Annotated in this window: 12 protein-coding genes; 9 read left to right on the top strand and 3 right to left on the bottom strand. The window is 54.1% G+C overall.

The features are described from left to right. Positions 1–81: 81 nt before the first annotated feature. Both GXP58_11200 and GXP58_11195 read right to left on the bottom strand, forming a co-directional pair. Complete coding sequence (locus GXP58_11200; GenBank protein ID NOY54163.1) at positions 82–627, bottom strand: RNA polymerase sigma factor; 546 nt, start codon at positions 625–627, stop codon at positions 82–84. Between the two features lie 351 nt (positions 628–978). Beyond that, positions 979–1,800, bottom strand: a complete 822-nt coding sequence (locus GXP58_11195; GenBank protein ID NOY54162.1) for a protein phosphatase CheZ — start codon at positions 1,798–1,800, stop codon at positions 979–981. A 176-nt stretch (positions 1,801–1,976) separates the two neighbouring features. Here GXP58_11195 and GXP58_11190 point away from each other — a divergent pair, with 176 nt between their 5' ends. The 7 genes from GXP58_11190 to GXP58_11160 all read left to right on the top strand — a co-directional run bounded on the left by GXP58_11190 (position 1,977) and on the right by GXP58_11160 (position 8,075). Then, positions 1,977–2,594, top strand: coding sequence for an RlmE family RNA methyltransferase (locus GXP58_11190; GenBank protein NOY54161.1), 618 nt, complete (start codon positions 1,977–1,979; stop codon positions 2,592–2,594). Between the two features lie 65 nt (positions 2,595–2,659). Next, a complete protein-coding gene (locus tag GXP58_11185) occupies positions 2,660–3,001 on the top strand; it encodes a hydrogenase maturation nickel metallochaperone HypA (protein NOY54160.1) in 342 nt (113 codons plus the stop codon). A gap of 239 nt (positions 3,002–3,240) precedes the next feature. After that, positions 3,241–4,320 carry an FtsH protease activity modulator HflK gene (gene hflK / locus GXP58_11180; protein ID NOY54159.1) on the top strand — a complete coding sequence of 360 codons (1,080 nt, stop codon included), beginning with the start codon at positions 3,241–3,243 and terminating at the stop codon, positions 4,318–4,320. Continuing rightward, positions 4,317–5,177, top strand: coding sequence for a protease modulator HflC (gene hflC / locus GXP58_11175; protein NOY54158.1), 861 nt, complete (start codon positions 4,317–4,319; stop codon positions 5,175–5,177). The genes hflK and hflC overlap by 4 nt, the downstream gene beginning before the upstream one ends. A 14-nt stretch (positions 5,178–5,191) precedes the next feature. After that, a complete protein-coding gene (locus tag GXP58_11170; protein ID NOY54157.1) occupies positions 5,192–5,908 on the top strand; it encodes a tetratricopeptide repeat protein in 717 nt (238 codons plus the stop codon). Positions 5,909–6,007: 99 nt separating this feature from the next. Continuing rightward, a complete protein-coding gene (locus GXP58_11165) occupies positions 6,008–6,991 on the top strand; it encodes an ABC transporter ATP-binding protein (GenBank protein NOY54156.1) in 984 nt (327 codons plus the stop codon). A gap of 109 nt (positions 6,992–7,100) precedes the next feature. Continuing rightward, positions 7,101–8,075 (top strand): dipeptide ABC transporter ATP-binding protein, encoded by a 975-nt coding sequence (locus GXP58_11160; protein ID NOY54155.1) that lies wholly within the window; start codon positions 7,101–7,103, stop codon positions 8,073–8,075. Between the two features lie 161 nt (positions 8,076–8,236). On the opposite strand, the gene GXP58_11155 is transcribed toward GXP58_11160, so the two are convergent. Beyond that, the gene (locus GXP58_11155; GenBank protein ID NOY54154.1) at positions 8,237–8,767 is read right to left on the bottom strand and encodes a nitroreductase; all 531 of its coding nucleotides are present in this window, start codon (positions 8,765–8,767) and stop codon (positions 8,237–8,239) included. Between the two features lie 307 nt (positions 8,768–9,074). Here GXP58_11155 and dprA point away from each other — a divergent pair, with 307 nt between their 5' ends. Together dprA and topA are read left to right on the top strand one after the other, a co-directional pair. Next, a complete protein-coding gene (dprA, locus tag GXP58_11150) occupies positions 9,075–10,169 on the top strand; it encodes a DNA-protecting protein DprA (GenBank protein ID NOY54153.1) in 1,095 nt (364 codons plus the stop codon). Between the two features lie 85 nt (positions 10,170–10,254). Further along, positions 10,255–12,687 carry a type I DNA topoisomerase gene (gene topA / locus GXP58_11145; protein ID NOY54152.1) on the top strand — a complete coding sequence of 811 codons (2,433 nt, stop codon included), beginning with the start codon at positions 10,255–10,257 and terminating at the stop codon, positions 12,685–12,687. Positions 12,688–12,694: the final 7 nt, after the last annotated feature.

Here is a 12,694-nt window from a genome sequence, read left to right as displayed (position 1 = left end):
CAGTGTAGCATCAATTAATGTGGCGGGCAATGAATATGGATTATGAATGTGGAAAGATCTTGGAAAGGATGGACGGCCGGGTCAACCCGTTTCTTCCGTCAGGGCTATTTTCGTGCGATAAAGGGAGGCCTTGATGGCGCCGACTGATTTGTTGGTTTTCCGGGCGATCTCTTTGATGGTCAACCCGTTAAAATGTTTCAGATAGAAAATCGTTCTGGAGTCAGGCGGCAAATTGGAGATGTTTTCGTGCCACTTCTCCAGAAATTCCTTGTATTCCAGGTGGTCTAGGGGGGTCTGAAAAATTTTATGAAAGTTGTTTCGGCACTGACCGTCGGCGTCCACAAAACAGGAACTGTTCTGTTTCCGGGTCCGGTAGAAGTTTTTCAGCATGTTTTTGGTAATGCTGAAGATCCAGCAGAGAAGGGAGGATCGTCCCTCATAACTTTCCAGCGACTCAATCGTTGAGACAAAGACGTCCTGCACCAGGTCTTCCGCCTCCGTCCGGTCCCCCAGTTTCATATAAACATAATTGTAGACCTTCGGAAAGTAGAGGTCGTAGAGGGTCTCGAAGGTTTCCCGTTCACCATTGAGGATTCGTGTTACCATTTGCAGGTCTTTATGTGCCACGTCTTTTCCTTTAAATTGAGGTGTCCTTTCTCAGAAGAATGATTTTATTATATGCAATTCAGATGCCGGAATGTCGGATCTCCCGGCGGCAAATTGCCTATCACATTGAATTATATGTTAAAAAAAGCATCGGCCTTTTTGGCGGGAAGAATTTTGTTTGGTCTGTTTATTTGCAATTTATGCCGTTCGGTCTACAGCAAATTGCAGATATACTGTATATAATTGATTGTTTACAGTGGGTTATGAGGATGATACAGGCACGCAGGCGTGAGTGGTACTCTCTTGAGATGAATAAGAAAAGAAATGCCCTATATATGAAAAACTTTTCCCAAAATGGGAAAAGTTTTTCCACTATTTCAAAAATTCCGTGAGTAATTGATCGACTTCTTCCTGGTCGATCGTTTTTTTGTTCGCTCCCTGCAGGAGGTGCAGCATCTCTTCGCCCCGTTTGATCACCTCGTCATCGGGGTTTTCTTCCTTTCGGAATTCGATCCCGAAATGGAAGAGGATGGAGAGGAGCTTGTCTTCCATCTCCTCCTGCGCGCCGACCACTTTCTGCAGTTTCTGGTTGGTAATGTCATGGAAGGTAAGGGTCGTCATGATCTTCGTCAAATCCGAATTATTGGCATTAATCACGCCTTCCAGTCCCTCAATCAGCTCAAAAAAACTTGTTTCCTGTTTCTTGATCTCCTCCAGTGCCGACTTGATCGCTGAAAATTTTTCCCCCATTTTTTGTTGACTCTCCTGAACCTTTTCGGTCAGTCCCATGATGTTGTCGGCCGTGGCGGCGGATTCGGACTGAATCGAGGAGAGCTGGTCCGAGGTGGTGGGGAGTCCTTCATGGGTGATCCGGGCAAGGTCCTGCTCCATGTTCCTGGATAATTTCCGTTTCATATTGGCGACGTCGTCGGAGACCTCTTTGACTTTGGAGAGAAACTCCCGGTAGAGCTGTTCGTAGGAATCATGACCGGACGACTTCTTTTCAAAAGTATCGACGAGTTCTCCGGCACGATAGAGGGGAAGACGTTCGTCCTGATACTGGATTTCATTGGGAATTTGGGGTGGAAAATTTTGCGGAGGCAGGATAGTATAAAGACCATCCACTTGGATTGCGGTCTTTTTCCCGTTCACATTGGCCAATATAAGATAGCGTGCATTTTCTCTTGATTCCATGACGAGCCTCCAGAGAGTAGAGAAAACAATCAGGATTGAAAATGATTCATTGACAAGGTTGACGGATTGTTTTCAATATACCACGATGCAAAAAATAGTTGCAACCATAAATCGCCTCTTTTGCGCGGGCAAGCATTTTCGATTATAGTTTTCATAGTTAGATGGAGTCGTGACCGGTGAGCCGCTCTTCCAAAAGGTGGATTCGGGAACATGAAAGGGATCTTTACGTTCGGCAGGCCCGGGAGGGGAAATACCGTTCCCGATCGGCCTACAAATTGCTGCAGATTCAACAGAAGTTTCGGGTGATCCATCCCGGAGACCGGGTCCTCGATCTGGGGGCGGCGCCCGGAGGATGGAGCCAGGTGGCGGTATCGATCGTCGGAAGGAAGGGACGTGTCGTCGCCGCGGATCTTCTTGCGATGGATCCGATCCCCGGCGTGACGATCCTGCAATGTGATCTCCTTGACCCTGTGGGGATTGAACGTCTCATCGGTCAGTTCCCGGCTGAAAAGGTCGATCGTGTCCTTTCGGATATGGCCCCGAATACCCGCGGGATCCCCTCCCTCGATCATGACATGAGCATGGTCCTGGTGGAAGGGGTAATCGACCTTCTTCCCGACGTACTCCGGTCCGGGGGGGGATTGGTGGTCAAGATCTTCCAGGGAAAAGACTTTCCCCCTCTTCTGAAACGATTGCGGGGCCGTTTCAGAAGCTGCCGTGTTGCCAAACCTCCGGCGTCCCGTTCCCGAAGTGTGGAACTCTATCTGGTGGCGGAACATTATTGCCCGGAATAAAGCGACGGTGCCTTGTGGCCTTCAGAATCTATGGTATAATAACAACAAACCACCACGAGGAAAAAATGGACTGTATGACCGTCACCCGTGAAATGCTGCATCAGCTCATTGAGAAGGCCCAGTCCGAGGGTGCGAACCGCATCAAGCGGGTGGTTCTGGAGGTTGGAGAGATGAGTGGTCTTGACTCCAATGATCTGCGGGATTCTTTCCAGATTTTGAGCCGGGATACACCGGCCGAAGGGGCGGAACTTGCGATTAATGCCGTACCGCTCAGGGTTCGTTGTCTCTCCTGTTCCGCCGAGTACAGCGCCGGCGGCTTCAGAATGACCTGCGAGAAGTGCGGTTCGATTGCCTCCGAGCTGATTTCCGGAAATGAGCTTCGGGTTCGGGAGATGGAGGTTTTCTGACAACGGAAATTGCCTTTGCGGATTCCGGCGGAAGGGCCTTTCGTATCCGGGGGATTGCCTGTGCGCTCTTTCTCTCATCTTTTCTCATGCACGGGGCTTGATCTTTCACTGTAAATCGATTAGACTCACCACACACATTACCGTTTTTCTTCGCGATCATCTTTATGATTTAATATGCATCCTCCTGATGAGGAGAGATGCCTGACCCCTCGTCGATCGAGCAGAGGAAGGAGTGACTCATGCCTTGGGATCCGAACAAACCGGGAGGCGGTTCGTGGGGAGAAGGGCCTCCGCCCATTGAAGATGTTGTCAAGAAGCTGGAAGAGTCCCTCCGTTCCTTCAAGTCCTTCCGGAAGAAGCTCCCCGGTGCCTGGGTGCTTCTCCTGTTGTTTTTTCTCCTCTGGATGGCCTCCGGCGTCTATGTTGTGGCTCCGGAGGAAATGGGTGTGGTCAAGCGTTTCGGCGCCATGGTTCGTACGAGTCCTCCCGGTCCGCACTGGCATGTCCCCTTTCCTGTGGAGACGGTCCTGAAACCGAAGGTGACCAAGGTCCACCGTCTGGAGGTAGGGTTCCGCACCATTACCGCCGGTCCTCCCGCCCGGTATCGTTCCGTCCCGTCGGAGGCGCTGATGCTGACGGGGGACGAAAATATCGTCGCACTGGAATTTATTGTGCAGTACCGGATCAAGGATCCCGTGCAGTATCTTTTTGCCATTAAAGGACAGGAGAAGACGATCAAGGATGCATCGGAGGCGGCCATGCGGGAGGTCGTCGGCAAAAACCGGATCGATGACGTCCTGACGGGAGGAAAACTGCAAATTCAGGAAGATACCAAGAGTCTTCTGCAGGAGATTCTCGACAAGTATCATGCCGGTCTCAAGGTCGATGCGGTGCGGCTGCAGGATGTCCTTCCGCCGAAACCGGTTATCGAGGCCTTCAAGGATGTTGCGTCGGCCAAGGAGGACAAGGAGAAGACGGAAAACCAGGCCATGGGATACCGTAACGATATTCTGCCCAAGGCCAAGGGAATGGCGGAACAGCTTGTGAATGAGGCGCAGGCCTACCGGGAGGCGGAGATCGACCGGGCCAAGGGGGATGTGAGCCGTTTTCTTCAGGTCCTCACGGAGTACCGGAAGGCGAAGGATGTAACCCGCACCCGGATCTATCTGGAGACCATGGAGAAGATCATGCCTCGGATGGAGAAGATTATCATCGACGGGAAGACCGCGGACAAGATTCTTCCCTACCTTCCTCTGGACAGGATCCAAAAGGGGACGCAGGACAGTGCTGCTGTTGACGGGAAAGGGGGAAGAAGATGAAAAAGTTCTCTTCAGCCATAGCCGTGATCATACTCTTCGGGGCACTGGTTCTGATTCCCCAGGTCTTTTTTACCGTGGACCAGACGGAATCGGCCGTGGTCCTTTTCATGGGAAGACCGGTGAAGACGATCCACAAGCCCGGCCTGAATATCAAGGTCCCCTTCGTGCAGCAGGTTCTCTTCTTCGACAATCGAATCCTCGAATACGATGCCGACGCCCGGGTGGTGGTGACGCAGGATAAGAAGAACCTGGTCATCGACAACTATGCCAAGTGGTATATCTCGGATCCGCTGAAGTTCTACCAGACCATGCGTAATGAAAGCGGCGCCCAGGCCCGGCTGGATGATATCATCTATTCCAACCTCCGGGCGGAACTGGGGAAATATACCCTCGCCCAGATTGTTTCGGAGAACCGGGCCCACATCATGGGGGACGTGACCAAGGATACGAATCTGAAGACCCCCTCCTATGGGATTCAGGTCGTCGACGTCCGGATCAAGCGGGCCGACCTGCCGGAACAGAATGAAAAGCATGTCTTCGGCCGGATGCAGGCCGAACGGCAGCAGGAGGCCAAGCGTTACCGTTCCGAGGGGGAGGAGAAGGCCATCAAGGTGCGGGCCGAAGCCGACAAGGAACGGACTATCCTTCTGGCGCAGGCAAAGCGGAAGGCACAAGAGCTGAGAGGAGAAGGAGATGCCATCGCGACCCGGATCTATGCCGAGGCCTATCAGCAGGATCCCGACTTCTTTAAGTTCATGCGTACCATGGATGCCTACGGGAATTCGCTGAAGGACAAGACATTGCTGGTCCTCAGTCCGAAATCGGAATTTTTCCACTATCTGGAAAAGAGTCGTTAAGAAAGGAGCCCTTCATGAAAGAGTCCGTACACGATATGATCGTCCGGGGGAAGATGCATTTCAAGCAGGGAGAATACGACCCGGCCCGGGAATGTTTCGAGAGGGTTCTTACGCAGGAGCCGAATCTTGCCGAGATCCACAGCAAGCTCGGAACGATCTATCATGCCGACGGAAAATTTCAGAAGGCAACGGAAGCCTTTCGCCGTGCCTTGGAGATTAATCCGAATTATACGGAGGCGGCCTTGAACCTGGTAATTACCCTTAATGAAAGCGGTCGTTTTGACGAAGCCGAAGAGGTTTTTCACTTGACCGCCGACAATGTCAGGACGGCTCCCCTGTCGATCGATCCCTTTGTTAAGGGGAAACTGACGGGCATGCATGTGGAGACCGGGGATGCCTACAACGAGATCGGTTGGTTCGACGAGGCGATCCATGAATACCGGATGGCGCTGAAGATGCGTCCCGACTCCATCGAGGTGCTGATGAAGATCGGGCTTTCCCATCGGGAGAAGGGGGATTTCAAGGGTGCATTGAACTATCTTGAGGAGGCGAAAAAACTCAATCCGCTTTATATTCCGGCCCTGCTCCATCTCGGTCTGACCTTCTACAAGCAAGGGAGGCAAGACCTGGCAATCCGGGAGTTCCGGGAGGCTGAGCGAATCGATCCTTCACACAGGGAAACGGCGACCTTTCTCCGTCTGGTTGAGCCGAAAGATGAGGCTGTGGGGTAGGCGGCCGGTCTTGTGAAAAATTTTGTTCCGGACGGATTTTTTTGCGAAGCCGCCAATGTTCCGCCTCTTCGTGGCGGTGGTCAATCATCGACGATATTCATGCCCATCCTGCAAATCAAAAATCTCACCGTTCATTTTCATACCGATTCCGGCGTTGTCCACGCCGTGAACGGTGTCGGTTTTTCCCTGGCAAAAGGGGAAGTCCTGGGGGTCGTCGGAGAGTCGGGTTGCGGCAAGAGCGTCACGGCACTGTCTATCCTGAGACTCCTGTCCGTCCCGCCGGCGCAAATCGTCAGCGGGAAGATCCTTTTCGAGGGGCAAGACCTCCTTGAACTTGAACCGGAGCGGATGCGGAGCATCCGGGGAAACCGGATTTCGATGATTTTTCAGGAACCGATGACCTCCCTTAATCCGGTCTTTACCATCGGGAACCAGATCGCCGAGGCCGTGATCCTTCACCAGGGAGTGAACAAAGGGGAGGCGAGAGCACGAACCCTTGATCTTTTACGCCGGGTCCGGATCCCCTCACCGGAACAGCGGATTGACGAATATCCCCACCAGTTCTCCGGCGGAATGCGCCAACGGGTCATGATCGCCATGGCCCTCTCCTGCCATCCTTCCATCTTGATTGCAGATGAGCCGACCACCGCCCTTGATGTGACCATTCAGGCCCAGATTCTCGACCTGATGAATCAGATCCGGCGGGAGTCGGAAATGTCGATTCTGCTGATTACCCACGATTTGGGTGTCGTCGCGGAAATGGCCGACCGGGTTTTCGTCATGTATGCAGGCGAAATTATGGAGAGCGCACGGACTTCCGATCTCTTCCGGCGGCCGGGCCATCCTTATACCATCGGTCTGCTGGAATCGATTCCCCGGATCGGAGAAACCGGCGGGATGGGGCGCCTGAAACCCATCCCGGGGGCCGTTTCGGACCTGGTCGATCTCCCCCCCGGTTGCAGCTTTGCCCCCCGTTGCCGCCATGTGACCGGCGAATGCCGCCGGCGGAAACCGGCAAATGTGGAGCTGGAGCCGGGGCATTGGGTTCGGTGTATTAAGGACTTCAGGGGGGAGAGGGGCTGAGGCACAAAGGCAAAGCACGGAGGCATAGAGCAGAGTCGAAAGCGAAAGACATTCTCACCATGAAGGACATGAAGGGATTGAAGAAGGTATAAGCAAAAAAAAGGGTTCTATCTTGTCGGCAATTCTTAAAGTCAGGGGGCTGAAGAAATATTTTCCCGTCGGTGGAGGGTTTTTCCGCAGGGGAACAGGGCAGGTACGGGCCGTCGATGGGGTGGATCTTACTTTGCAAGAGGGCCGGACGTTAGGTCTGGTGGGAGAATCAGGCTGCGGGAAATCTACCGCCGGTAAGTGTATCCTTCGTTTGATTCAACCCACGGCGGGGGAGGTTTTCTTCCACAATGAAGATCTCCTCAAAAAAAGTTATAGCGAAATGCGGCGGATACGCTCGGAGATCCAGATCATCTTTCAGGATCCTTTCGCTTCCCTCAACCCCCGTATGACCGTGGGGCAGACCGTGGAAGAGTCCATCCGGATCAACATGCACCTGAAACGGAAAGAGAGGGTCGAGAAGGTGGGTCAACTCCTGCAGGATGTGGGCCTCTCGGTGGAGGACTATAACAAGTATCCTCATGAATTCAGCGGGGGACAGCGGCAGCGGGTCGGGATTGCCCGGGCCCTTGCCGTCCACCCGAAAATCATTGTGGCCGATGAACCGGTTTCCGCTCTGGATGTTTCGATCCGGGCACAGGTGTTGAACCTGCTCCAGGACTTGAAGGAGCGTTATCACCTGACCTATCTTTTTATCTCTCACGATCTGAGTGTGGTCGAATATCTCTGCGACCGGGTGGCGGTGATGTACCTGGGCAAGATCATGGAGGAGGCGGATCGGGACGATCTCTATCGGGAGCCGTTACACCCCTATACGCGGGTGCTCCTCTCTGCGATCCCGGTTCCGGACCCGACGAAGAAGAAGAAACGGATCCGGATCACCGGAGAGATTCCCACGGCTGCCGCTCCGCCGCCGGGCTGTCTTTTTCATCCCCGTTGTCCCGAGCGTCTTGAACTCTGCGACAAGGTCGCCCCTCCCCTGGTCGCCCTGGGGGGCAACCGTCGGGTCCGGTGTCTTCTGTATCGGGAGGGGTAACGTCCGCTGCAGAGGCGAAAGGCGAAGGTGCAAAGGGGCAGAGGCACAAAGGCACAGAGTCAAAACACAAAAGCCTCTACCACGGGGGAACACGGGGCGTCACAGGGGAAAATCTGAGGCACAGAGCGTGTAGCGCCGATTTACCCGTGGCGGCCTTTTCTCTAATAAGCTTCCCATCTTTCATAACAGACGATCTCGTCCAATGATTTTCTTCCCCGGTCGGGGGGGGATTCATCAGGATACCCCAGGGGGGTCATGGCGACCACCCGCCAGGGATCGGGGATGTCGAGGAGGGTCTTGACCTTTTCTTCATCGAAGGCGCCGATCCAGCAGGTTCCGAGCCCTTCCGCCGTGGCTGCGAGTATCATCTGCTCCAGGGCGATCGCCACGTCGATGGCAAAGGTTTTCATGTAGTTTCCCTGGCGCTGGTAGCACTCCTTCTCGTTTCCACAGGCAACGAGGATAACGTCCCCCATGCCCAGGTGGGTATGCTTGCCGCCTCGGGTACATTCGACCAACTCCATTTTGGTTACCGGTTCCCGAATCACGATAAACCGCCAGGGCTGAAGGTTGACCGCCGAGGGGGCAAGCCTTCCGGCATTGAGAACCCTGGTCAGTACCTCTTTTGGGATTGTTTTGTCAATAAAACTCCGAATACTGCGCCGTTGCCGGATGGCCTCATGAAGTTTCATCTTTTTTCCGCCCGTTCTTAAGGGCGCGGCAAACAAGGTCCCGTTCACGGCAAATCTAAAGATGAGATTGCCATTAGAGAGACGTTCTGCCGTGCCGTCAAAATATTGTTTGATCTTCCGGGTGCTTTGAATTATCATATTATCTGAATGTAACTTCCCGGTCAATGCTTTCGTAACACAATATAGGGATTCATTCCTGCGGGTGTTCCGCACGAAAGGCGGGTTTTCAGGGGCCGAAGAGGTTTTTGTGTCCGTACCATAGGGGGTGTTTTCGCAGGACGACGATGCGAAGGAGAAAAGGAATTCCGTGGATAAGAGGGCCGCGTACATTGCCCTGAATGCCCAGATGGGGATGATCCCCAGGGTTTTCTGGAGGGCTCTTCAGCGAAGTCATGATCCTGTACGGATTTTTTCCGGGTCCGAGGATGAACTGACCACTTTCGGGTTTTCGATAGAGATGGCCCGCCGTATCCGGGAATGTGACCCCGAGAAAACGGTTCGAACAGAGGAGGAGAAGATTCTACACGCCGGGGGGCGGATCGTTACGTGGGAAGATGCTGATTATCCTCCGTCCCTGAAAGAAATTTCCGATGCTCCGCCGGTTCTTTATATCGCGGGGAAAATAAAGAAATCCGACCGTATCGCCCTCGCCGTGGTCGGGTCCCGTTCCGCCACAACGCAGGGACGGCTGAATGCGGAAAAGATTGCCTCCCGGCTGGCCGGTCTGGGGATGACGATTGTCAGCGGCCTGGCCATGGGGGTTGACGCCTGGGCCCATCAAGGAGCGCTCAAGGCAGGGGGGCGGACCCTGGCCGTCCTCGGATGCGGTCTTGACTACCCCTATCCCCGGATCAACAGGGAACTGAAGGGGGAAATCGCGAAACAGGGGGCACTGATCAGCGAGTTTCCCATGGGGACCCCTCCGGTCCCCTATAACTTTCCCCGGCGGAACCGGATCATCAGCGGACTGGCCCTCGGGACCCTCGTGGTGGAGGCGACCAAAAAGAGCGGCTCCTTGATTACGGCAAAATTTGCACTGGAACAGGGGCGGGAGGTCTTTGCCATTCCCGGCAGCATCCGCGCGCCCCAAAGCGAGGGGGTTAACCTGTTGATCCAGAAGGGGGCCAAACTAGTCCAGACCATGGAGGATATCCTGGTGGAATTTCCTGCAGAGGTGTGCGAATACCTGAAAGTAAGCGGAAGGGAACCTCAATCGTTCAAGCAGGAGGTTGTAAAGGAGGAATCCCTCCTGTTGCAGTTGATTCAGGATGAACCGGTTCATATCGACGTTCTGGCGGGGAAGACCCCTTATTCGGCTGCGAGGATTTCTTCATTACTCATGAAGATGGAACTCAAGGGATTGGTCCGTCAGCATCCGGGGAAACTGTTTACCCGGAGATAATTCCGGAATAGATTCAAAACCAGTCCATTTGCGTCCGGTTGCGCTCTTACAGTAGAATTGAAGCGAATTTTCGATGGAGGAACAGATGGCAAAATCACTGGTGATTGTTGAGTCACCTTCGAAAGCGAAAACGATCAACAAGTTTCTGGGAAAAAATTATAAGGTCGTTGCCTCTGTGGGGCATGTCCGCGACCTGCCCAAGAAGGAACTCGGTGTCGATGTGGAACACGACTTCGAGCCGAAGTATGTAACCATCCGGGGGAAGGGGAAGGTCTTAAGTGAGATCCGGAGCGCCGCCAAGACGGCGGATGCCGTTTACCTGGCCCCCGATTTCGACCGGGAGGGGGAGGCGATTGCCTGGCATCTTGCTCAGGCCCTGGGGGATCGGGCCAAAGAGGTCTACCGGGTGGTCTTCAACGAGATTACCAAGAAGGCGATTCAGGAGGCCTTCAAGAAACCGGGCCGTATTGATGAAAATCGGGTCAATGCCCAGCAGGCTCGCCGGATACTGGATCGTGTTGTGGGGTATAAACTTTCTCCTCTCCTCTGGGACAAGGTCCGGCGCGGTCTTTCGGCCGGGCGTGTCCAGTCCGTGGCCGTGCGATTGGTCTGTGAACGGGAGGCCGAGGTTCAGGCCTTCAAACCTGTGGAATACTGGTCAATTACGGCGGAATTGGAAGGAGCCTCTCCGCCTCCTTTCGAGGCCAAACTGCACAAGATCAAGGGGAAAAAGGCGGAGATTCATAATCAGGAGGAGAGTGAGGCAATCCTTCTGGCGATCCGTGACCGGGAATTCCGGGTCGTAAAGATTGTAAAGAAGCAGAAGAAACGCAATCCCGTCGCCCCCTACACGACCAGCAAGCTCCAGATGGATGCTTCCCGGAAGCTCGGATTTTCGGCGAAAAAGACGATGATGATAGCCCAGAAACTTTATGAAGGAATGGCCGTCGGAGAGGAAGGAAGTGTGGGGCTTATCACCTACATGCGGACCGACTCCACCCGGGTATCCAACGAAGCGGTCGATGAGGTGCGGGGGCTGGTGCTGGAGAAATTCGGGAAGGACTATCTGCCGGAAAAGCCCCGGGTCTATGCCAGGGGGAAAAAAGCCCAGGACGCCCATGAGGCGGTCCGCCCGACCTCCTCTTTGCGGGAACCGGCAAAGGTCCGGTCTTATCTTGAGCGGGATGCCTTCCGGCTTTATCAGCTCATCTGGAATCGTTTTGTGGCAAGTCAGATGAACCCGGCCATCCTTGATACGATTTCCGTGGATATCGAAGTGGGGGATTATCTTTTCCGCGGCACCGGGTCGACGGTCCGCTTCAAGGGATTCATGACCCTCTATCTGGAAGGTACCGAAGAGGGGGAGGCCGTCGAGGGGGAGAAGATCCTGCCGCCGCTCAAGGAAGAAGAGGTCCTCACCGTCAAAAAGATCGATCCGAAGCAGCACTTTACCCAGCCGCCTCCCCGTTACAGTGAGGCGACGCTCGTAAAGGATCTGGAGGAACAGGGAATCGGGCGTCCCAGCACCTATGCCGCGATCTTGAGCACCATTCAAGACCGGAAATATGTGGAATTGCGGGAAAAACGTTTTCACCCCACACCCTTAGGGGTCCTGGTCAACAGCCTGCTGGTCGAAAGCTTTCCCGACCTCCTCAACGTGGAGTTTACGGCCAACATGGAAGGGGAACTCGACCGGATTGAAGAGGGGGCCGCCGACTGGAAAGGGACGTTGAAGGTCTTTTACGAAAAATTCGTCGCGGATCTGGAAAAGGCGAAGGTCACCATGCGGGATGTGAAGAAAGATGTCGAAGAGACGAACATCGATTGCGAGAAATGCGGCGCAAAGATGGTGGTCAAATGGGGATACAACGGTGAATTTCTTGCTTGCTCCACCTATCCCGACTGCAAGAACACAAAGGATTTTCTCCGGGACGATAACGGTGAAATCCGGATGATGGACGTGGAAAAGACCGAGGAGGTCTGTCCGAAGTGCGGCGCCGAAATGGTGGTCAAGAAGGGACGGTTCGGGAAATTCCTGGCCTGCACGAAATATCCCGATTGCAAGACCACCCGTCGGATGGTGCAGGATGAGACGGGGAAGATCAAGGCCGCCGAAGAAGAGACGACCGATGAGGTCTGCGAAAAGTGCGGCAGCCCCATGACCGTTCGCCACGGCCGGTTCGGAAAATTTCTCGGTTGCAGCGGATATCCGAAATGCAAGAACATCAAACCGATCAGTATCGGCGTCGATTGTCCGGAAAAAGGCTGCGACGGTTTTGTCGTGCAGAAGATGTTCAAAGGCCGGACCTTTTACGGTTGCAGTAACTATCCCAAATGTAAATTCAACAGCAAACAGCGGCCGATCAATGAGCCCTGCCCCGATTGCGGAAGCCCCTTCCTTGTGGAGCGTTTCCGGAAGGAGGATGAAGAATACCATAAGTTCATCGGCTGCCCCGTCAAGGAGTGCGATTATGTCCGGGAGGTCCGGGAGGAAGTGGTGGTGAAGAGCGGAGGCTGACGGCTGA

The organism is Deltaproteobacteria bacterium, from assembly GCA_013151235.1.
GTDB lineage: Bacteria > CG2-30-53-67 > CG2-30-53-67 > CG2-30-53-67 > CG2-30-53-67 > JAADIO01.
This window is presented reverse-complemented; position numbering and strand designations above follow the sequence as displayed.

Coding starts and splice junctions, on each gene's coding strand:
- GXP58_11195 (NOY54162.1), bottom strand. CDS start 1,800: ATGGAATCAAGAGAAAATGCACGCTATCTTATATTGGCCAATGTGAAC.
- GXP58_11185 (NOY54160.1), top strand. CDS start 2,660: ATGGACTGTATGACCGTCACCCGTGAAATGCTGCATCAGCTCATTGAG.
- hflK (NOY54159.1), top strand. CDS start 3,241: ATGCCTTGGGATCCGAACAAACCGGGAGGCGGTTCGTGGGGAGAAGGG.
- hflC (NOY54158.1), top strand. CDS start 4,317: ATGAAAAAGTTCTCTTCAGCCATAGCCGTGATCATACTCTTCGGGGCA.
- GXP58_11170 (NOY54157.1), top strand. CDS start 5,192: ATGAAAGAGTCCGTACACGATATGATCGTCCGGGGGAAGATGCATTTC.
- GXP58_11165 (NOY54156.1), top strand. CDS start 6,008: ATGCCCATCCTGCAAATCAAAAATCTCACCGTTCATTTTCATACCGAT.
- GXP58_11155 (NOY54154.1), bottom strand. CDS start 8,767: ATGAAACTTCATGAGGCCATCCGGCAACGGCGCAGTATTCGGAGTTTT.
- topA (NOY54152.1), top strand. CDS start 10,255: ATGGCAAAATCACTGGTGATTGTTGAGTCACCTTCGAAAGCGAAAACG.